The sequence below is a fragment of the Falsiruegeria litorea R37 genome (assembly GCF_900172225.1).
In the GTDB taxonomy this organism is placed as follows: domain Bacteria; phylum Pseudomonadota; class Alphaproteobacteria; order Rhodobacterales; family Rhodobacteraceae; genus Falsiruegeria; species Falsiruegeria litorea.
This window is the reverse complement of the sequence record NZ_FWFO01000001.1, coordinates 1,444,215-1,464,208: the sequence shown is the minus strand read 5'-3', so window position 1 is coordinate 1,464,208 and position 19,994 is coordinate 1,444,215. Positions and strand designations below refer to the sequence as shown.

General features: G+C 60.7%; 17 protein-coding genes. 1 reads left to right on the top strand and 16 read right to left on the bottom strand.

Annotated features, from left to right (window positions below; genetic code table 11):
• Positions 1-81 precede the first annotated feature (81 nt).
• From ftsZ to TRL7639_RS22895, 12 genes are all read right to left on the bottom strand, one after another.
• Complete coding sequence (ftsZ, locus tag TRL7639_RS07265; protein ID WP_235820279.1) at positions 82-1,716, bottom strand: cell division protein FtsZ; 1,635 nt, start codon at positions 1,714-1,716, stop codon at positions 82-84.
• Positions 1,717-2,060: 344 nt separating this feature from the next.
• Positions 2,061-2,465, bottom strand: a complete 405-nt coding sequence (locus TRL7639_RS07260) for a hypothetical protein (RefSeq protein WP_165759771.1) — start codon at positions 2,463-2,465, stop codon at positions 2,061-2,063.
• Positions 2,466-2,471: 6 nt separating this feature from the next.
• Positions 2,472-3,806, bottom strand: a complete 1,335-nt coding sequence (ftsA, locus tag TRL7639_RS07255) for a cell division protein FtsA (RefSeq protein ID WP_085796300.1) — start codon at positions 3,804-3,806, stop codon at positions 2,472-2,474.
• 6 nt (positions 3,807-3,812) lie between these two features.
• The gene (locus TRL7639_RS07250; RefSeq protein WP_235820348.1) at positions 3,813-4,700 is read right to left on the bottom strand and encodes a cell division protein FtsQ/DivIB; all 888 of its coding nucleotides are present in this window, start codon (positions 4,698-4,700) and stop codon (positions 3,813-3,815) included.
• 104 nt (positions 4,701-4,804) lie between these two features.
• Positions 4,805-5,683 (bottom strand): D-alanine--D-alanine ligase, encoded by an 879-nt coding sequence (locus TRL7639_RS07245; RefSeq protein WP_235820278.1) that lies wholly within the window; start codon positions 5,681-5,683, stop codon positions 4,805-4,807.
• A gap of 146 nt (positions 5,684-5,829) precedes the next feature.
• The gene (gene murB / locus TRL7639_RS07240) at positions 5,830-6,756 is read right to left on the bottom strand and encodes a UDP-N-acetylmuramate dehydrogenase (RefSeq protein WP_085795062.1); all 927 of its coding nucleotides are present in this window, start codon (positions 6,754-6,756) and stop codon (positions 5,830-5,832) included.
• Positions 6,757-7,115: 359 nt separating this feature from the next.
• Positions 7,116-7,355, bottom strand: coding sequence for a DUF2484 family protein (locus tag TRL7639_RS07230; RefSeq protein WP_085795060.1), 240 nt, complete (start codon positions 7,353-7,355; stop codon positions 7,116-7,118).
• Entirely contained in the window at positions 7,355-7,621 is a 267-nt protein-coding gene (locus tag TRL7639_RS07225) for a DUF2484 family protein (protein WP_085795059.1), read from the bottom strand. The genes TRL7639_RS07230 and TRL7639_RS07225 overlap by 1 nt, the downstream gene beginning before the upstream one ends.
• 24 nt (positions 7,622-7,645) lie before the next feature.
• Positions 7,646-9,040: a UDP-N-acetylmuramate--L-alanine ligase gene (gene murC, locus TRL7639_RS07220; RefSeq protein WP_085795058.1), complete on the bottom strand. Its 1,395-nt coding sequence runs from the start codon at positions 9,038-9,040 to the stop codon at positions 7,646-7,648.
• Positions 9,037-10,146, bottom strand: coding sequence for a UDP-N-acetylglucosamine--N-acetylmuramyl-(pentapeptide) pyrophosphoryl-undecaprenol N-acetylglucosamine transferase (locus TRL7639_RS07215; RefSeq protein ID WP_085796298.1), 1,110 nt, complete (start codon positions 10,144-10,146; stop codon positions 9,037-9,039). The genes murC and TRL7639_RS07215 overlap by 4 nt, the downstream gene beginning before the upstream one ends.
• Positions 10,146-11,309 carry a putative lipid II flippase FtsW gene (gene ftsW / locus TRL7639_RS07210; RefSeq protein ID WP_085795057.1) on the bottom strand — a complete coding sequence of 388 codons (1,164 nt, stop codon included), beginning with the start codon at positions 11,307-11,309 and terminating at the stop codon, positions 10,146-10,148. The genes TRL7639_RS07215 and ftsW overlap by 1 nt, the downstream gene beginning before the upstream one ends.
• Positions 11,310-11,728: 419 nt before the next feature.
• Positions 11,729-12,220 (bottom strand): hypothetical protein, encoded by a 492-nt coding sequence (locus tag TRL7639_RS22895; protein WP_133057626.1) that lies wholly within the window; start codon positions 12,218-12,220, stop codon positions 11,729-11,731.
• 963 nt (positions 12,221-13,183) lie between these two features.
• Between TRL7639_RS22895 and TRL7639_RS07205 the strand changes: the two genes are divergently transcribed.
• A complete protein-coding gene (locus TRL7639_RS07205; RefSeq protein WP_085795056.1) occupies positions 13,184-14,371 on the top strand; it encodes a BaiN/RdsA family NAD(P)/FAD-dependent oxidoreductase in 1,188 nt (395 codons plus the stop codon).
• 91 nt (positions 14,372-14,462) lie between these two features.
• Here TRL7639_RS07205 and murD read toward each other — a convergent pair whose 3' ends face one another.
• From murD to TRL7639_RS07185, 4 genes are all read right to left on the bottom strand, one after another.
• On the bottom strand, positions 14,463-15,857 hold the full coding sequence (murD, locus tag TRL7639_RS07200; protein ID WP_085795055.1) for a UDP-N-acetylmuramoyl-L-alanine--D-glutamate ligase: 1,395 nt from the start codon (positions 15,855-15,857) through the stop codon (positions 14,463-14,465).
• A 156-nt stretch (positions 15,858-16,013) separates the two neighbouring features.
• Positions 16,014-17,096, bottom strand: coding sequence for a phospho-N-acetylmuramoyl-pentapeptide-transferase (gene mraY, locus TRL7639_RS07195; protein ID WP_085795054.1), 1,083 nt, complete (start codon positions 17,094-17,096; stop codon positions 16,014-16,016).
• Between the two features lie 12 nt (positions 17,097-17,108).
• The gene (locus TRL7639_RS07190) at positions 17,109-18,512 is read right to left on the bottom strand and encodes a UDP-N-acetylmuramoyl-tripeptide--D-alanyl-D-alanine ligase (protein WP_085795053.1); all 1,404 of its coding nucleotides are present in this window, start codon (positions 18,510-18,512) and stop codon (positions 17,109-17,111) included.
• Positions 18,509-19,990, bottom strand: coding sequence for a UDP-N-acetylmuramoyl-L-alanyl-D-glutamate--2,6-diaminopimelate ligase (locus TRL7639_RS07185; RefSeq protein ID WP_085795052.1), 1,482 nt, complete (start codon positions 19,988-19,990; stop codon positions 18,509-18,511). The genes TRL7639_RS07190 and TRL7639_RS07185 overlap by 4 nt, the downstream gene beginning before the upstream one ends.
• Positions 19,991-19,994 lie beyond the last annotated feature (4 nt).

Genomic DNA, 19,994 nt, shown 5'->3' with positions numbered 1-19,994 from the left:
CCTATTAACCATTATCCGTCTGTAAAACAAAAGAAAAAGGCCACCCCAAGGTGGCCCTTTTTACCAATTTTGTGACCGCTATCAGTTTGCTTGACGACGCAGGAACGCGGGAATTTCGATGCGGTCCTGTTCGGGGTCACTCTCAACCGGAGCAGGTGCCGTTGCGTCAGCTTGGCGCATCATAGGTTGTTGACGAACCTGCGCGGTCGGAGTGTCTGCGGCGTGTCCGGTCATCCGATCAATCAGGCGATTAAAGCCGAAACGACCCTTTTCCGGCGCTGCGGCAGCTGCGGGCGCCATGCCCTGCTGCGGAGCAGACGGTGCCTTTTGCGCGGCGGCCTGCAAGCGCTGCATCGCTTCGGGCGACGGGGTGCCGGGTGCTGGTGCACGCGGAGCGACAAAGGCTTCGGCCTCGTTCTCCACCTCTTCGTGGCGCGGTTCAAAAGCTGCAACCTGCGGCTGGTAAGCCGGGGGCGGCAGGCCATCGTCGTTCAGCAGCTCGGGCTCTTCTGGCTCAAAGATGTCTTCGCCCAGATCCTGCGCTGCAACTTCCTCGACGCCCATGCCGGAGAACAGGCTGGGTTCTTCAGCCACTTCAGCAACCGGAGCAGCTGCAGGCGTTTCCAGCGTCAGCGGTGCTTCAGCGACCGGAGCAGGTGCCGGAGCGGGTGCAGGTTCTTCTGCCGAAACCTTTTGCTTCAACGGCGCGGCCATCGGGCGGCGTGGAACCGGCATATCTGCCTGAACCTCGGTGGCGTCGATACCGGTTGCAACAACCGAAACGCGCATGCCGCCTTCCATGTTGGTGTCCAGGGTCGAACCCACGATGATGTTCGCTTCCGGGTCCACCTCTTCGCGGATGCGGTTGGCGGCTTCGTCCAGTTCGAACAGGGTCAGGTCGTGCGCGCCAGTGATGTTGATCAGAACGCCCTTTGCGCCACGCAGGCTGATTTCGTCCAGCAGCGGGTTTGCAATCGCCTTTTCGGCGGCCTGGATGGCGCGGTCTTCGCCCTCGGCCTCGCCCGTACCCATCATCGCCTTGCCCATCTCGTCCATCACGGCACGAACGTCGGCAAAGTCGAGGTTGATCAGGCCCGGACGCACCATCAGGTCCGTCACGCCTTTGACGCCCTGATACAAAACGTCATCCGCCATCGAAAACGCCTCGGTAAAGGTGGTCTTTTCGTTGGCCAGACGGAACAGGTTCTGGTTCGGAATGATGATCAGCGTATCGACAACCTTTTGCAGCGCCTCAACACCGTCTTCGGCCTGACGCATGCGCTTGGCGCCTTCGAACTGGAACGGCTTGGTTACAACGCCAACGGTCAGCACACCCAGCTCACGCGCGGCTTGCGCGATGATCGGAGCCGCGCCGGTACCGGTGCCGCCACCCATACCTGCTGTGATGAAGCACATATGCGCGCCTGCCAGGTGATCGACAATCTGTTCGATGCTCTCTTCGGCTGCTGCTGCACCAACGCTGGCTCGGGCGCCTGCGCCCAGACCTTCGGTCACTTTCACGCCCAGTTGGACGCGGCTTGTCGCCTGGTTCTGCTGCAACGCCTGTGCGTCGGTGTTGGCCACCACGAACTCGACCCCGTCGAGTTCTTTTTCGATCATGTTGTTGACCGCGTTGCCGCCCGCGCCACCAACGCCAAAGACCGTGATCCGTGGTTTCAAATCGTCCTGACCGGGCATCGAAAGGTTCAATGTCATGCTCTGTCCGCCTGTTTTATGCCCGCTTGCGCGCGCTTTTTTCTTACCTATCCACGGACAACTCTACCGTGATCCGCAAGGGGCGTCATCAAAAAAACGCAGAAAAACCCCAAAATATCGAGGGTATAGGCGCGATATCAGCAGCATTTCGCCGGCTACCGCTAGATATTGCGGAAGACACAGAGCGCAGCACAAATCAGCCCAATGGACAGTTCCGAATGGCTCCGGACGCATTGGACGTTTCAAAAATTTCTCTCATTGGCGACTGCTCATCCTGCCGCCGGGTTTCTGATGAACCTTGTGGACAGTTTGGGGGATAACTCTCCGGGCTGCAAGCCGTTTCTTCAGCTCATCGGAAGGGTTTCGCAGGTCAAAGGGGCTTCTGAAACACCGCCTATCCTTTGCATGCCGCGCGTGAATTCGCCAACCGGGCGTACGATGATCTCGCCATTGTAGTCATACGGCCACCAACACACGGGCAGCCCGTCTTCACTGTTTTCGTACAGAAAGCAAACTCGCCCGCGATCAACATATAACTGACCGAACACACAACCCTTTTCGGGCGTTTTCCAAATGGTCTGCGTTCGGCTGATGAACTGCTCATCTCCGACCAGACGGCCCGAGTTGAAATGCTCGAACCTGATTGTTTTTCCAAGAACAAGATCAATGAAAGCCTCGGCGGGCATAAGCGTTTGCGCCGACGCCGGTGACGCCAGCACCCACGCGGCCGCTGCTGCAACCCGCCACATCATGGCTCACCAATTGTCGCGGAACCATTTCACCGCACGCTTGAGGGACCGGCCCGCGTAGCGGTCGATAGGGATTTCGAAGTCCCACCATTCGTCCTGCGGGTGCGCCGCGAAGAGGCTAAGGCCTACCGCGCTCGAAAACCCTGGGCCCGTCGCGGATTGCGGCAGGCCATGCACGCGCAAAGGCCGCCCCAGACGCACGCGCTGCCCCAGAATGCGGCTGGCCAAACCGTCGAGCCCCATGATCTGACTGCCCCCACCCGTCAGCACGATCTGCTGGCTGGGCAAGTGGTCGAACCCGGCCGCATCCAGCCGCGCGCGGACCTCTTCCAGGATCTCTTCGACCCGTGGCCGCATGATGCCGATCAGTTCCGCCCGACTGACGGTCCGGCGGTCATGCTCCCAATCGCCGGTGTCGCCGCCAATGTCGATCATGTCGCGGTCATCAGCGCCGGTGGCATGCACCCCGCCGCAGAACGTCTTGATCCGCTCGGCATTGGCCATCGGCACGCCCAGACCCATCGAAATATCGCTGGTGACGTGATCGCCCCCCATCCGAACGCTGTCAGCATAGATCATGTGCTTTTTCAGAAAGATCGAAATGCTGGTCGACCCGCCGCCCATGTCGATACAGGCCGCGCCAAGCTCTTGCTCATCCTCGACCAGCGAGGAAATACCAGACACGTATGCCGATGATGCAATCCCCGCCAGTTCCAGATCGCAGCGCTTGATGCAGTGGATCAGGTTTTGGATCGAAGCACTGTCGACTGTCAGCATATGCATATCAACGGCCAACGACTGCCCCAATTGCCCCCGCGGATCGCTCAGCCCCGAACGGTGATCCAGGGCGAAGTTCACCGGCTGGGCATGCAGTACCTCGCGGCCCTCACCGTACTCCGGCACTTCACAGGCGCTCAGCACGCGGGCCACCTCGGCCTCGTTCACCATTTGGCTTTCCAGCTCGATCTGTGCGTCCAGACCGTAAGAGCGCGGATTGGCCCCCGAGAAACAAGCGATTACGTGATCGACACGGATTTCGGCCATCTTTTGTGCGGCTTGCAGCGCGGTGCGGATCGCGCGCTCGGTCTCCTGCATCGCGGTGATTTCGCCGAATTGAACCCCGCGCGAGCGCGTGGTGGCCGCCCCGACCACGCGGAACCCGGTCTGCCCTGCCATGGATCCAATAGAGTTGTCATCGCTTAGTCGGCTGGTGCCATCAAAGCGCAGCACAAGGCACGAAATTTTGGAACTGCCAACGTCCAGAATAGCAACAACACCGCGCTGCATCGCCTGACGTCGCATCTGCCGCATCGCGCGTTGAGACTGATAGAGATCCGTCATCATGATTTACTGCCCGTTCCCGCTTGTTTTTCTTATCCGCCACCATTCTTCGACAGCGTTTTCCGTCATTCTGAGTGTCGGCCTGTTCCCCAGGCGCATGTCGACCACCGCCACATCACGCTCGAGCAGATCCTGCACCTCGTTCACAGCCAGCACACGCTCTAACGCGCGCACCGGTCGTTCGGTCGGAAGCAGAATTCGCTGACCGCGATCCAGCACCACGTCCCAACGCCGCTGACCCATGCGGGCCAACCCGCGCAAGCGCTTGCCCAAAGGTTGCGCCGCATGCAGCAATGCCATCGCCTCGCCGACGGCTTGGTCTGCGGCATCCCCAACGATCAAGGGTAAATCAGCCCGATCCGCGCGCGTCTTCAGATCATCCACATGCGCGCCGGTCTCATCGAGAATTTCCAACCCATCACGAGAGCGCCAGACCACCACCGGCACCCGCTCGACCACATCGACCTGCAGGATCCCGCCAGGCCGGATGCGCACCGTAGCCGATTTCACCGGGTCAAGGCCCACGACAATCTCGCGGATCTGCTCGACGTCCAAGTCAAAGGAGCTGGTGGGGAAATCAAACGGCACCACTTCGCGAATGTCCGCCGACAGACTGCCGCCCGCCCCGTCAATAGCCATCAGCTTGACCATAAACTCGGGCCGCTCCTGTATCGAGGCGCGGACGTCCGCGACAAACATATTCAACGCATCACGGCGCTTTTCGCTGGATAGAAACGCGCTGCCGATCGCAAAGGCCAGGCAGAACGGCACCCCGATCCGCAGGCCAAGGCGAATGCCCGGCGTCAACATCCAGCGTTGCAGCCGATAGCTCCACCGCGACGGCGCCGGATCGGCCCGCTTGCCCGACAGACGAATGCGCCCCGCCCCATCCAAAGGGATGCCGTGGCCCTGCGGGTCGTGATCGCCGCTGGCAAAGTCCGCATCCTGCGCGACAGGTACCTTGGACCGGAACAAAACCGGCAGCAGGCGATTGCGCTTTACCGATTGCACGAGGCGTCCTCCACCATCCAGGCGCAAAGCTGGCCAAAGGTCATGCCCAGCTCCCCCGCCTGTTCCGGAACCAGAGAAGTTGGCGTCATGCCGGGTTGTGTGTTGGTTTCCAGCAGGAACAGGCCATCGACCCCCTTGCTGTCATCCCAACGGAAATCCGTCCGGCTTGCACCACGACAGCCAAGCGCCTGATGCGCACGCAGGGCATAATCCAGGCACAGGTCAAAGATGTCTTGCGGGATGTTGGCGGGCACCTCGTGGCGCGAACCGCCGGGGGAATACTTGGCCTCGTAGTCGTACCACCCATCGGCAAAGATTTCGGTCACGGTCACCGGCTTGTCGCCCACTACCGTGGTCGTCAATTCGCGCCCCGGCACATATTGCTCGACCATCACCTGCTGCGGCATGGTGGATTCCAGTTGTGGCGGGCTGTTGGCGGCCTCGTGCACGATATAGATCCCGACCGAGGACCCTTCGTTGTTGGGTTTGACCACGTAAGGCGGCGCCAGCACATGGCGCTTCTTCACCTCATCGCGATCCGCAATCACGCTCTCGGCCACCGGCAGACCAGACGCGCGAAACATCTCTTTGGCACGGTCCTTGTCCATCGCCAAGGCCGACGACAGCACGCCCGAATGCGTATAGGGGATGCCCAGCCATTCCAGCAAACCCTGGACACAGCCATCTTCGCCCCAGCGGCCATGCAGGGCGTTGAAGACAACATCTGGTTTGATCTTTTGCAGACGTTCGGACAGGTCTGGACCGGCGTCCAGCTCAATCACGTTATATCCTTCGCCCTTCAGCGCGGCGGCGCATTCACGCCCACTGGACAGGGAAACCTCGCGTTCAGCCGAAGGTCCGCCCATCAATACCGCCACTGTCCGGGGTGCCCTGCTCGACTGACCCACAACACGTGCCTCGAATTTTCCGGACCTTATTTGGTGGTCCGTGTCTGCTATTTGCCACCGTTTCCGCCTGTTTTATTGGCCTGATCAGGTTCGGAAACGGGGTGTTATTTATCCAGCGGCTCACCGATCCGCATGATTTCCCATTCTAGCGTGATCCCGCTGGAATCGTAAACCTTTTTTCGCACCTCTTCGCCAAGGCCCTCGAGGTCTGCGGCAGTTGCGCCACCAGTGTTGATCATGAAATTCGAGTGTTTTTCGCTCATCTGAGCGCCGCCAACCCGTGCGCCACGCATGCCCGCGTTGTCGATCACCTTCCACGCTTTCAGGTCATGCACGTCATCTGCGCGCCCCGTGGATGAGAACCCGGCGGGGTTGCGAAAGGTCGATCCAGCGCTGCGGTCCTTGGTGGGCTGCGTCTCGTCACGCTTTTGCAGCTGCGCCGCCATGCGGGCGTGCAGCTCTTCAGCCTCGCCCGGCCCCCCCTTGAGCGTGGCCGTCACCAATACCGCGCCCTCGGGCATATCGGTTTGACGATAGCGAAAGTTCAGCTCGTCAGGCCCGATCTCGCTCAGCTCTCCCTGCCGCGTCACGATGAGACCGGATTGGAACGCATCCGCCGTATAGCTGCCATAGCAACCAGCGTTCATCCGCACCGCGCCGCCGATGGAGCCGGGGATGGTGCGCAAGAACGTCAGATCAACCCCCGCATCCGCTGCCTTGCGCGCCACATGCGCATCCAGCGCTGCGGCGCCTGCGGTGACAGTCAGCCCATCAACCTTGATCCCGTTGAACCCGCGCCCCAGCCGGATCACCACCGCGCGCAGACCACCGTCGCGCACGATCAGGTTCGAGCCGACGCCCATGGGGAAGACATCCACCTCTCTGGGCAACTGCCGCAGAAACTCTTGCAGGTCATCGACATCAGCAGGCTGAAACAAATAGTCCGCCGGACCACCCACGCGCAGCCACGTCAGATCGGAAAGCTCTCGCTGGGGGGTCAGTTTTCCGCGAAGTGCGTCAGGTGAAATCATGGGAACATCCGGTTTGCAAAGTTGCTTGTCGCATCTAGCCCAAGCCGCCCCGATTTCACAATGCCTTCAACGACGGCGCAGCAAGCCCCATAGAAACCCCAAAAGCGTCCCCGCACTTAGTCCAGCCATGGACGGAAAAAGAACAATATAGAACACTGCCGCCATTAGGTAATCTCGCCCCGTCGGCGCTCCATCGGAATTGAACGCAAAGATCAACGCAGAAGCTGCGCCCAAAAGGACCAAGGTCCAAAAGGAACGGCTGTAGAGGCCCAACCTTGCAAATCGAAATCCAACGAAGGCCGTCACCAATAGAACAAACGAGGGTATGAACAGGTAAATGGCCATGTAACGGTCAGGCGTCAGCTTTTTCCGCGCACCCAACGTCCCAAATAGATCACTGGCCAACGCAGCACGGACATGCCGCCCAGCAACGCGAACAACCCGACCCAAGGCCCGTTTTCATAAGTGACATAGCCCAAAAGCGGAATGCCGATGGCGATCAGAACATAGGCGTTGCGCCAGTGGTTGTCCTTGCTAGGCGTCATCGCCAGCACGTTGGCAACGATGGCCCAAATGCAAACAAGCGCAATCGACAGCATCAGTCCCGCCCCTTGATCAGTTCCTCGACGTCCCCACCCGTCCATTTGCGCCAAAAATAGCGCAGCGGGTTGCGGAACATCGAGATAAACGCCGCCGTTGCCGCCAGGCCTACGATCCAGCCGAACTCGCGCCCCAAAAGATAGATCAGCACCGGCGCCGCCAGCATCAGCGCAACGCCCGGTATGTACTGCCGCCGCAGAGGCAGCATCGCAACCGCCGTTGCGGCCAGAACCCAAAGGGCGGAAACTGCAATCAACAAGGTCACGGCGCGCCTCCTTCTGCCTTCGGATCAACCCAAGCGTGCGGGCAACCCATTGGCCCAGGCACTGATCGTACCTGCGCCAAGGCAAACCACCATGTCACCCGGTTTCGCCTGTTCCCGCACGAGACGTTCCAGATCATCCTCGTTCAGGATGGCGCGCGCGTGACGGTGACCATGACGAATCAGCCCCTCAACCAGAGCGTCGCGATCCGCGCCCTGGATCGGGTCTTCGCCCGCCGCAAAAACCTCGGCAATCGCCACAACGTCGGCCTCGTTGAAACAGGCGCAGAAATCATCGAACAGGCTGTGCAAACGCGAATAGCGGTGCGGTTGGTGGACCGCGATCACCCGCCCCTCGGTCGCCTGACGCGCGGCTTTCAGCACGGCTGCAATCTCGACCGGGTGGTGGCCGTAATCGTCGATGATGGTCACGCCGTCGCACTCGCCCACCTTGGTAAAGCGGCGGTTGACGCCTCCGAAATTCGCCAGCGCCTGGCGGATCTCTTCGGCCTTCATGCCCAGATGACGGGCCACGGCAATGGCGGACAAAGCGTTTGAGACGTTGTGATCGCCCGGCATCGGCAGGGTGCAGCCCTCGATCACCATATCCTCGTGCTGCAAATGCACGTCAAAATGCGCGACGCCGCCCTTGTAGGTCAGGTTCACGGCCCGCACATCGGCCTGCGCGTTGAAACCATAGGTGCGCACCCGGCGGTCGGTGATCCGCCCCACCAGGGCCTGCACCTCGGTGTGATCGGTACAGCAGACGGCCAGGCCATAGAATGGCAGGTTCGAGACAAATTCGTAAAACCCATCGCGCAGCGTGTCGAAATCGCCCCAATGCTCCATATGCTCGGGGTCGATGTTGGTGACGATGGCGATGGTTGCGGGCAGACGGTTGAACGAGCCGTCGCTCTCATCCGCCTCGACCACCATCCATTCGCCCTGCCCCATCCGCGCGTTCGAGCCATAGGCGTGGATGATGCCGCCGTTGATTACGGTCGGGTCAAAGTCCCCGGCCACCATCAGCTCGGCCATCATGGTGGTGGTGGTGGTCTTGCCGTGGGTACCCGCAATCGCGATGTTTGATTTCAGGCGCATGAGTTCGGCCAGCATATCCGCCCGGCGCACCACCGGCAGGCCCTGGGCCCGCGCGCCATCCAACTCGGGGTTGCCCGGCTTGATCGCGGTGGATACCACCACGACGGCCGCCCCCTCCAGGTTCTCGGCGCTTTGGCCCACAAAGATGCGCGCACCCAGTTCGGCCAGACGGTCTGTGATTTTCGACGCCTTCAGGTCGGACCCTTGCACGCTGTAACCCAGGTTCAACAGCACCTCGGCGATACCCGACATGCCAATCCCACCTATACCCACAAAGTGGATCGGTCCGACGTCAGTGGGGAGCTTGGTTGCAGGGGTCATCCGTTTTCCTTTCGGGCCGCGCCTTGGGCCAGATCTTCGACAAGGGTTACAAGACGCTCGGTCGCATCCGGCACACCGACACTCAGCGCGGCATTGGCCATCTGCTGAGCGGCGTTCGGGTTGGTGAGAACCGCCGCCATCTGCTCTGCCAGCACGGCAGAGTCAAGGCGGCTTTCGGGGATCATGATCGCGCCGCCCGCCTCAACCAGGCCACGCGCATTGGCGGTCTGATGATCGCCGGTTGCAGCTGCGTAGGGGATCAGGATCGACGGGCGCCCAATGACCGAGATATCGGCTACGCTGGACGCGCCTGCGCGACTGATCACCAGCTGCGCCTCGGACATGCGGCTGGGAACATCATGAAAAAACGGCTGCACATCGGCGCTGATGCCATGTTCGGCGTAGAACTGCGTGACCCGTTCGCCATCTTCATCGCGCGCCTGATGGGCCACGCGCACATATTGGCGCAGGCCCTCGGGCAGCATGGCGATGGCGGCAGGCACCACATCCGACAGGATGCGCGCGCCCTGGCTGCCGCCCATGACCAGCACGGACATGGGATAGTCACCAGGCGTGATGTATCCCGCCCCGGCCCGGTCCAACACAGCGGCGCGCACCGGGTTGCCCACATGACCAGCCTCGACCCCTTCGGGCACATCCGTGGGCCAGGTGCCACACGCGATGCCCGCAACGCGTTTGGCAAACAGCTGGTTTACGCGCCCCAGCACGCCGTTCTGCTCGTGGATCATCCGCGGCAGTTTGAGCAGCGTCGCCGCCCCTAGCGCCGGGATAGACGGGTAGCCGCCAAAACCCACAACGACATCCGGCGTGTCGCGCTTCATCTGCCAGGCCATGCTGGCGATACCTGCCGCGATCTTGGGCGCCACAAGCGCCTTGGCCAGCACACCGCCCCGTGCAAATGTCGCGCTCGAGGCTTCGACAATCTCGGTCGTGTGCGGAAAGCCACCCGTGTAGCGCGCACCGCGCGCATCCGTCGACAGGCGCACACGCCAGCCCTTTTTCAGCATCGCCTCGGCCAGCGCCTGTGCGGGGAACATGTGCCCCCCGGTGCCGCCCGCCGCAATCAGCAGATAGTTTTGCGTCATCATCCCCGTCCGCGCAAAATGTCCCCAAACTCACCCTGAGGCCGCGTTCGCGTGAACGCCAGCAGCATCCCCAGAGCAATTCCACCCGCAATCAGCGACGACCCACCGTAGCTGACAAAGGGCAACGTCATACCTTTGGCGGGCAGCAATCGCACCGCCACGCCCATGTTGATCATCGCCTGCACGCCGAACATGCAGGCCAGTCCCGTACCCGCCAGGCGAATGAACGGATCCCGTTCCCGCATCAGACGCAGCAGCGAGCGCACCACGATCGAGGCATAGAGCGCGATGATGATCATCACCAGGATCAGGCCATACTCCTCGGCCGCCACAGCAATGATGAAATCGGTATGCGCATCCGGCAGGGACCATTTCACCTGCCCCTCGCCCACGCCAACACCAAACAACCCCCCCTCGCGGATCGCGTTGGTGGCATAACCCAACTGAGTGGTCGGGTCGACATCGGGGTTCAGAAAGCCATCAATCCGGCGCGCGAAGTGCTCGGAACTGGAGTAGGCCACCATGCCCCCCAGCACTACAAAACCAGCCATCCCAACCAGCAGCAGGATCGGCGCACCGGCCACAAAATACATCACACCCCAGGCAAACAGCACCAGGCTCGCCTGCCCAAAATCAGGCTGCATCACCAGCATCGCCACAATCGCCATGCACAAGGCAAAGGACCACAGCCGCCCCGGAGGGCCGTTGATCTGCTGGCTGGCGGCAAAGAGCCAGGCCGCCACAACAACAAAGCCCGGCTTGAGGAATTCGGACGGCTGCAATGACGCAAAGCCCAACGAATACCAACGCACCGCGCCCTTGCCAAAATCGGTGCCAAACACCGGCAGCAAGGCCAGCGCCACAAAGGCACCGATAAACCCAAGCACCGCCAAGCGGCGCACCAGCGTGGGCGACATCATCGAGGTCAGCAACATGGCCACCAACGCCGCCCCACCAAAGATCCCCTGACGCTCGACATAATGAAACGGGTCAAACCCGTTGCGCGACGCCAAAGGCGGCGACGCGGCCAGCCCCAGCAGCAGGCCGATCCCAAACAGGATCAACACACAGGACATCGACCACTTGTCGAGAGTCCGCCACCATTTCGGAAGAATTGGCTCGCCACCCTGCGCGGGCACGGCCCCATACACCATCTCAGTCATGAGATTACCGCCACTGATCTGCCTCGTTGATGTCCCTTTTCGGGATCTGAGTGGCAGTCTACAGCGAGATTGGCCTTTGGGCTAGGGGATATGCAGAAGCCGGGCAAAAAACGGCCTGAACCGAAGCGTTCGCTTTCTTAGCTCACCATATCGAGCGAGAAGAACCCAGACGCCGACGACACGCAAACGACGAAACAGCTGAGAACCTTGAGCATCCGCTGCGCCAGCGGCAAACGCCGCGTTTTTCTACAGCATGTCTCAAACGGGACGATCACGCAGGGAACTTCCGTTCGAATGCCCACTTTGCCGGACAAAGCGGGCCTTAAATTGAGAGAATACAGCTTCACCCTTGTGTGCTTGGCGACAGAAGCACCCGAGAAGCAAACCTCTTAACTTTGCGACTAAGCTTTGGGGTGAGGCTATTTGCACCACAGATTAACTTTCCACCCCCCAATTACATACTCGGCCCTTGGGATTAATTCGCCACGCGCGCCCGAGGGAACCTTTGCATCCAATATATTGGTCCCGGATTGCGCTATTTTTGCAATGTCTTTGGGATCAGAATAACTACGACCGACTGAGTTACGAGTAATCTGTTGATTGAAGCAAACGGTCTGAGATGCAATCATCTTGCCCGCCTCAAAGGCAGTCTTCTCGGACAGTTGTGGGCCAAAATTGCCGACGACTTGATTTATCAATTCGATATCGCTTGGAGCCAGCAATACCGCAGAAGAGCTATCGGGGCGCTTCGGTTCTCGGAGTGCTACTTGTACCGGCGCGCCTCTGTGGGGACCATTATTTGGCCGCTTTGATACTCGTGCAGGCAAATAGGGAGCTTCAGGGTTCTGCGTTCGCACAAAAAAAGGTTTTTGTGCATCGCTCGCGCTGATCCGAGTTGGAAGCGTTTCCATCGCAACGGGTGCTGTCTCTGTACACGACGCGGTGAACAAGGTTAGCGCGGAAAGGACGAGAAAATACTTGTTTGTTCGCATAGATCATTTTGCCTTTGTTGCTCGATCAACTTTGTCAGTCGAACTGATTCTGCCGATGATTTCTCTGGGACTATTTCTGCCTGGACCGTGCCAATCCCCTAAGCAAGTAGAGACCGCAGCCAAAGCATTACAGGCTCTAACCCAAAGCTCTGTAAGAATAACTGTTGTTTTTGGGAGCGTCACAAAGGCGACTTCAGGAACATCGTAAGTTTAGGAAATCTAGCACCCCACCTGGGATCTGTCGAAAATGAACGCATTAGGTGCTACACATTTGCTCAGCCTGTACGGCACTTTTCCATGCGACAGGCCAAACGGGTCTCCCTTGAGCTCGGATACGGTCCTTTTTCTAAGGATTGAAGTCGCGGAGCATCGTTCAACACCCCCTGTTGTACGTGTCACCGGATTGAAACTGTTTGAGGGATAGCGCCAACACATCGCACCAATGCCGCCAACTGTTTTCTGCGCAAATCGGGCTGGAACAGCGGCATCATTACCAGGGTACCAAAGCCAAGAAACTCCATTTTCACCTAAATAGGTCACCTGAAACCCGTGTGCATGATCGAAAGAAAGGTAACTTCTACCCACTTGTGGGTAGTTTGGTATCGCAATTTCGCGTTGTTCAATCTCTTCCAACGCGCTGCTTACATCCTGTGTCGGCGTGCCACACGCCACGAGGCAACACGACGACACGCAGGATAGAATTCTCGCAATGCTCAACATTAAACACAATCTGCTGCAACAGAACCTTCTGAATTGCTTTCCAAACTCCGATAGAACGATAGTGGTTTCTTTGGCAATACTGTTGCCCCTTCATCCAGTTGATCTTTTTCGCTCGATGCATTCCCCTTGCCATCGCGCGCAAACCCGGCCATTGCCCGGCGCATGACTTATGACACGATCATCCTGGGTGCCGGAGCCGCCGGCATGATGTGCGCCGCCCACGCGGGCGGGCGCACTTTGGTCGTGGATCACGCCAAGAACCCCGGCGAAAAAATCCGCATCTCGGGCGGCGGGCGGTGCAATTTCACCAACATGCACGCCGAGCCTGGCAACTTCCTGTCGCAGAACCCGCATTTCTGCAAATCGGCTCTGGCGCGTTACACCCAATGGGATTTCATCGAAATGGTGGGCCAAAACGGCATCGCCTGGCACGAAAAGACCCTCGGCCAGCTGTTTTGCGATGGCTCGTCGAAACAGATCATCGCCATGCTGGTCTCCGAGATGGAGCGCGCAGGTGCCGAACTGTGGTTGCAAACCTCAGTGGTCGAGATTGCAAAAACCGAAAACGGGTATCACGTGACGCTAGAACGCGAAGGCAAACGCCAAGTCACAATCGCCCGCAACCTTGTCCTCGCCACCGGCGGCAAGTCGATCCCTAAGATGGGTGCCACTGGCCTCGCCTATGACATCGCGCGCCAGTTCGACATTCCCGTGACCGAGACCCGCCCCGCTTTGGTCCCCTTCACCTTTCCCGAAGGTCGTTTCAAACCGCTTGCTGGAATCGCCACGCCCGTGCGCCTTAGCAACGCGCGCACCAGCTTTGACGAGGCACTCCTGTTCACACACCGCGGCCTTAGCGGACCGGCGGTGCTGCAACTGTCGTCCTATTGGCGCGAAGGCGAAGAGATCCACGTCAACCTCGACCCCGAAGCCACCCTCTATGACGCGCTGCGGACCCAACGCCAGCAATCAGGCCGCAAGGCGCTGACGACCGAGCTGTCAAACCACCTGCCGGCCCGTCTGGTCGACGCGCTGAAAACAGACATCCCCTTGGACGGCAATCTGGCTGATCAGTCCGACGCCAAGTTGCAAACGCTCTGCGCCGCGCTCTCGGATTGGCGCTTGACCCCATCAGGCACCGAAGGCTACCGAACCGCCGAAGTCACGCTGGGTGGTATCGACACGAACGCACTGTCATCCCGCACGATGGAGGTCACCTCTGTCCCCGGCCTCTACGTGATCGGCGAAGCGGTCGACGTCACCGGCTGGCTCGGCGGGTTCAATTTCCAATGGGCCTGGTCCTCGGGTCACGCCGCAGGAACCGCCATTCACGCAAAGCTTGGACGCTGACACCGAACAGGTGAAACGCCGCCCCAGCTTCTTTTTGTCTCAAATACGGTGGGGGAGTCGCGCAGCCACGGGGGCAAAGCCCCCTCCTACCTCACAACCGCGCCTGAACCTCGCGCAGGAAATCATCACCGCGTTGTTCGAAATTGTCGTATTGATCAAAACTCGCCGCTGCCGGGGCCAGCAGCACGGTTTCTCCTTCCTGCATCTCGGCCATCGCTCGTTCAACCGCTTTGGCCATCGTGGTGCAAACCTCGGCCGCGACATCCAACTGCATGGCAAACCCGGCCGCCTCACGCCCGATGACATAGGCCTTGACCACGCCCCCTGCCGCATCGTTCAGCGCAGACAGGCCGCCATCTTTCTCTAACCCGCCACAGATCCAGCGGATCTTCTTGAAAGCACTGAGCGCCTTGACCGCTGCATCCACATTGGTGGCCTTGCTGTCGTTCACGAACGTCACACCGCCCGCCTCGGCCACGATCTGGCTGCGGTGGGGCAGGCCCGGGAAGGAGTGCATCGCATCCTCGATCACCCGCGGTGCCAAACCCAACGACCGACACGCCGCATAGGCCGAGCAGGCGTTCTGATGGTTGTGCGCCCCTGGCAACCCCTTGATCGGGCGCAGGTCGATCGACCCCGCCTGCCGTCCCTTGCGGTACTCGCTCAGGAACCCCTTACGGGCAAAGACCTGCCACCCCGGACCACTCAACTTCTGCGCCACGGACACCCGGATCACCCGGTCATCCGCCGCACCCTCAGAGAGTTGGCCTGCCAGAAACACCCCCTCGGGCTCATCAATACCGATCACCGCGCGATCCGGCCCGCCCTCGGAAAACAACCGCCGCTTGGCCGCGAAATAGCCACCCATGCCGCCGTGCCGGTCCAGGTGATCGGGTGAGAGGTTGGTGAACACCGCCACATCAGGGGTCAGCGAACGCGCCAGTTCGGTCTGATAGCTCGACAGTTCCAACACGACGACCGATCCATTTTCGGCCGGATCGATGTCCAGAACCCCGCGCCCGATATTGCCCGCCAATTGCGAGGGCCGCCCGGCTTCGGTCAAGATGTGATGAATGAGGGCCGCCGTGGTGGATTTACCGTTCGATCCGGTCACTGCCACGACCCGCGGCAAGGTTTCAAAATGGTGCCATGTGCTATCAGCAAAGGACCGAAAGAACAGCCCGATGTCATTGTCCACCGGCACGCCTGCCTCAAGTGCGGCGCGCACTACCGGGTTCGGCGCAGGATAGAGGTGCGGAATACCAGGGCTGACAATCAGCGAGGCGACACCTTCGAAATCCCCCGACCGACGCAGCTCGACGCAGTCGAACCCCTCGGCCTCTGCCGCCTCTCTCGCGGCCGGATTGTCGTCCCAACACAGAACATCCGCCCCGCCCGCCAGCAAACTGCGCGCCGCCGAAAGCCCCGAGCGCCCCAACCCCAGAACAGCCACCTTCTGGCCCTTGCACCCTTTGACCGGGATCATGCGCTATCCTCGTGAATTCTTGTCATTTGATCGACACCCTGCCCGCAATTCAAGACCCTGTGCAAGCCACCAAATAGGCTCGCGCGTCAGCGGGAGCCGGGCCCAACAGGGTGCAGGCGGGCCAAAGCCCCGCCGTGACCCTGGCGGGAGCGCTTGTTACCTGACTTTCAGGGTCGCCAATCCGATCATCGCCAGGATCAGCGAGATGATCCAGAACCGGATCACGATGGTGGGTTCGGCCCAGCCTTTTTTCTCATAGTGGTGGTGGATCGGGGCCATCAGGAACACGCGCTTTCCGGTGCGCTTGAAATAGAGCACCTGGATGATCACGCTCAACGCTTCGACCACAAACAAACCGCCGACAATGGCCAGCACCAGCTCGTGTTTGGTGGCCACAGCTATGGCCCCCAAGGCGCCGCCCAGGGCCAGCGAACCGGTGTCGCCCATGAAAACGGCCGCAGGCGGGGCGTTGTACCACAGGAAGCCCAGACCGCCGCCAAACAGCGCGGCGGTGAAGATCAGGATTTCACCGGTTCCGGGCACGTAATGCACGTCGAGGTATTCGGTGAAGTCGACCCGCCCCACCGCATAGGCGATCACGCCCAGGGTCGAAGCCGCGATCATGGCGGGCATGATGGCAAGCCCGTCGAGGCCATCTGTGAGGTTCACCGCGTTGGCTGATCCGACGATCACACAGATAGAGAAGGGTATATACAGCAGGCCCAGATTGATCAGCGTGTCTTTGAAAACCGGCAGCGCCAGTTGATATTGCAGCGCCTCGGGGTGGTTATACGCCGCCCAGACCGAAGCGATCACCGCAATCATTATCCCCAAGGCCAGACGCATCTTGCCGGACACGCCCTTGGTGTTTTGCTTGGACACTTTGGCATAGTCGTCGGCAAAGCCGATGGCAGCGTAGGACAGGGTCACGAAAAGAACCAACCAGACAAAGGGATTGTCCAGTCGCGCCCACATCAGCGTCGAGGTTACAAGCGCGCCGACGATCAGCAAGCCGCCCATGGTGGGTGTGCCCGCCTTCTGGAAATGCCCCTCGGGACCATCATCGCGGATCGGCTGGCCCTTGCCCTGCTTGCGGCGCAAGACGTTGATCAGGGGACGGCCAAACAGAAAGCCGAACAGCAGCGCCGTCAGAAACGCCCCGCCCGCGCGGAAGGTGATATAGCGAAAGAGGTTCCAGAAATCCCCTCCGTCCGACAGCGCGGTCAACCAATATAGCATCTGCTCTTGCCCCTACTCGTCCGTGTTCTTCTGCGATCCGGCCCCTTGGACCATTTCGCGCAGCCCGTCAACAACCCGCGCCAATCCCATGCTCAAAGAGCCCTTTGCCAGCACGATATCGCCGGCCCGGACCAGTTCGGGCAGCGTTTCAGCCATTTCAGCGCTGGTTTCCGTCCAAACGCCCCGTTTGTCATCAGGCAGCGCCGCGTGCAGCGCCTGCATCAGCGGGCCGATGCAATGAACCTGTTCTATCGCAACCATCCCATCGAGAGCCGCCAGTCCTGCGTGAAGCGCCTCGGCCTGCGGCCCCAGCTCCTTCATATCGCCAACAAAGGCGATCCGACGCGTGCCTTTTGCAGCGGCCAGCACGGCCAGGGCCGCAGCCATCGAAGTTGGATTGGCGTTGTAGCTGTCATCCAGCAATTCGATAGTGCCGCCGGGAAGGATCAAGGTTTCACGAACGCCGCGTCCCTTGAAGGGGCTCCAACCGGCCAGCCCCTTGATCGAGGCCTCCAGTTTGCCTCCCAGGGCCCCGGCAACGGCCAGCGCGCCTAATCCATTCATTGCAAAATGGGCACCAGCAGATTGGATCTCAAAGGCAATCTCATGTCCGCGGACCTGCGCTATTGAGCGTGTCACGTCTCCCTCAAGCGATACGTCCAGCAAGCGATAGTCCTGTGCCTTGGTCCCGAAGGCCACGATTTGCGCGCCCGCTGCATCAGCTGCGCTACGCAAAACCTGCGCGTCGTCAATGTCAGCGTTGACCACAGCCACGCCGCCCGGCTCTAGCCCTTCAAAGATCGAAGCCTTTTCGCGCGCAATCGCGGTGACGCTTTCGAACGCCTCTAGATGCGCCGCAGCAACGGTGGTCACCATCGCAACATGCGGGCGCGCCTGTTTGGCCAGGGGAGCGATTTCGCCAGGGTGGTTCATGCCGATCTCGATCACCGCAAATTCAGTGTCGCGTGGCATCCGCGCCAATGTCAGCGGCACACCCCAATGGTTGTTGTAACTGGCAACGCTGGCGTGAGTCTTGCCCTGTCTGCCCAGCATCGCGGCCAGCATTTCCTTGGTCGAAGTCTTTCCAACCGAGCCGGTCACGGCAACGACCCGCGCTCCAGTTCGGGCACGGGCAGCGCGGCCCAAATCCTCGAGCGCAGCTTGCACGTCATCGACCAAAAGCAGTGGAGCATTGCCCGGCAAGCCGCCAGGAATGTGAGAAACCAGAGCAGCACCTGCCCCTTTCTCCAATGCCTGCCCCACAAACTCATGCCCGTCGCGCGCAGCTTTCAGCGCCACGAACAAATCGCCGGGTTCAATTGTGCGAGTGTCAATGGACACGCCATTGACCGACCAATCACCAATCGCACGGCCATTTGCGGCTGCTGCGGCCTCGGTTGCAGTCCAGAGCGTCATGCCAGCCCCCCATCCAATGCGGCCACGGCGATGCTGGCCTGTTCCACGTCATCAAACGGCAGCACCTGATCGCCCACGATCTGCCCCGTCTCATGCCCCTTGCCGCAGATCAGCAAGGCGTCACCGGGTTGCAGGGCATCCACCCCGCGCAAAATCGCCTCGGCCCGGTCGCCCACTTCGGTCGCTTGCGGAGCGCCCCCCATGACGGCGGCGCGAATGGTGGCCGGGTCCTCGCTGCGGGGGTTGTCGTCGGTGACAAAGACGATGTCGGCGTTTTCCGCCGCCGCCTGCCCCATCAGCGGGCGTTTGCCCGCGTCCCGGTCCCCGCCTGCGCCAACAATGGCAATCAGACGGCCCATGACATGGGGACGCAAGGCCTGCAGTGCGGTCGAAACCGCGTCCGGCGTATGCGAGTAGTCGACAAAGACCGACGCGCCATTGCTGCGGGTCGCGGCCAACTGCATCCGGCCGCGTACGGTGGTTAGATGCTCCAGCGTGTCAAACACGCGCTCAGGCTCATCCCCGCTGGCGATCACCAGACCACAGGCGAGCAGGATGTTTTCGGCCTGAAACCCGCCAATCAGGTTAAGGCGCGCTTGAAACGACTTGCCACGCCACGAAAACAGCAGATCCTGCCCGGTTGCATCAAAGCGTTGGTTTGTCAGGCTCAGGTCGCAATTGCCGCGACCCACGGTCAGCACATCCTGGCCCCGCGCAGCAGCGATCGCGCGCATTTCAGCGCCCTTTGGATCGTCCATGTTGATCACTGCGGTACCGTCTTGCGGCAGCACCCGGCGAAACAGTCCCGCTTTGGCGGCAAAATAGGCCTCGAACGTGTCGTGGTAATCCAAGTGGTCCTGGGTGAAGTTCGAAAATCCGGCGGCAGTCAGATGCACCCCATCCAGGCGGCGCTGCTCCAGCCCGTGCGAGGACGCCTCCATCGCGGCATGTGTGATCCCGTTTTCCACCGCTTCGGCCAAAGTGCGATGCAGGGTGATCGGCTCGGGTGTGGTATGTGCGAGCGGCGCGGTCCAAGCCCCTTCGACGCCGGTGGTGCCCAAGTTGATGGCAGCATGATCCAGCTCGGTCCAGATCTGACGCACAAAGGTAGATACAGAGGTTTTGCCATTGGTCCCGGTGACCGCGATCATGGTTTTGGGCTGCGCCCCGAACCACAGCGCCGCAGCACCCGACAGGGCCTGTCGCGGGTCCTCGACCACCACCAAGGCGGCGCTTGATTCCGCCAGCTCTTCGGACGCAATCTCGGCCCCTTTGGCGTCTGTCAGGATGGCCGAGGCCCCCATGCGCAGCGCATAGGTGATGAATTCGCCCCCATGCACACGCGTACCAGGCATCGCACCAAACAGAAAGCCGGGTTTCACCTCGCGACTGTCAACGGCAATCCCGGTCACATCCGGATCCAGGCCACCGCGCGCGGTCAGGGCCAGCTGGCTGAGTTTCTTTGCCGGTGTGCCCATGACG

What these genes read in the sequence shown, in the direction of transcription:
- ftsZ (WP_235820279.1), bottom strand. Translation starts at nt 1,716, where the DNA reads ATGACATTGAACCTTTCGATGCCCGGTCAGGACGATTTGAAACCACGG.
- TRL7639_RS07260 (WP_165759771.1), bottom strand. Translation starts at nt 2,465, where the DNA reads ATGTGGCGGGTTGCAGCAGCGGCCGCGTGGGTGCTGGCGTCACCGGCG.
- ftsA (WP_085796300.1), bottom strand. Translation starts at nt 3,806, where the DNA reads ATGACGGATCTCTATCAGTCTCAACGCGCGATGCGGCAGATGCGACGT.
- TRL7639_RS07245 (WP_235820278.1), bottom strand. Translation starts at nt 5,683, where the DNA reads ATGGGCGGACCTTCGGCTGAACGCGAGGTTTCCCTGTCCAGTGGGCGT.
- murB (WP_085795062.1), bottom strand. Translation starts at nt 6,756, where the DNA reads ATGATTTCACCTGACGCACTTCGCGGAAAACTGACCCCCCAGCGAGAG.
- TRL7639_RS07230 (WP_085795060.1), bottom strand. Translation starts at nt 7,355, where the DNA reads ATGCTGTCGATTGCGCTTGTTTGCATTTGGGCCATCGTTGCCAACGTG.
- murC (WP_085795058.1), bottom strand. Translation starts at nt 9,040, where the DNA reads ATGACCCCTGCAACCAAGCTCCCCACTGACGTCGGACCGATCCACTTT.
- TRL7639_RS07215 (WP_085796298.1), bottom strand. Translation starts at nt 10,146, where the DNA reads ATGACGCAAAACTATCTGCTGATTGCGGCGGGCGGCACCGGGGGGCAC.
- ftsW (WP_085795057.1), bottom strand. Translation starts at nt 11,309, where the DNA reads ATGACTGAGATGGTGTATGGGGCCGTGCCCGCGCAGGGTGGCGAGCCA.
- TRL7639_RS22895 (WP_133057626.1), bottom strand. Translation starts at nt 12,220, where the DNA reads ATGGAAACGCTTCCAACTCGGATCAGCGCGAGCGATGCACAAAAACCT.
- TRL7639_RS07205 (WP_085795056.1), top strand. Translation starts at nt 13,184, where the DNA reads ATGACTTATGACACGATCATCCTGGGTGCCGGAGCCGCCGGCATGATG.
- murD (WP_085795055.1), bottom strand. Translation starts at nt 15,857, where the DNA reads ATGATCCCGGTCAAAGGGTGCAAGGGCCAGAAGGTGGCTGTTCTGGGG.
- mraY (WP_085795054.1), bottom strand. Translation starts at nt 17,096, where the DNA reads ATGCTATATTGGTTGACCGCGCTGTCGGACGGAGGGGATTTCTGGAAC.
- TRL7639_RS07190 (WP_085795053.1), bottom strand. Translation starts at nt 18,512, where the DNA reads ATGACGCTCTGGACTGCAACCGAGGCCGCAGCAGCCGCAAATGGCCGT.
- TRL7639_RS07185 (WP_085795052.1), bottom strand. Translation starts at nt 19,990, where the DNA reads ATGGGCACACCGGCAAAGAAACTCAGCCAGCTGGCCCTGACCGCGCGC.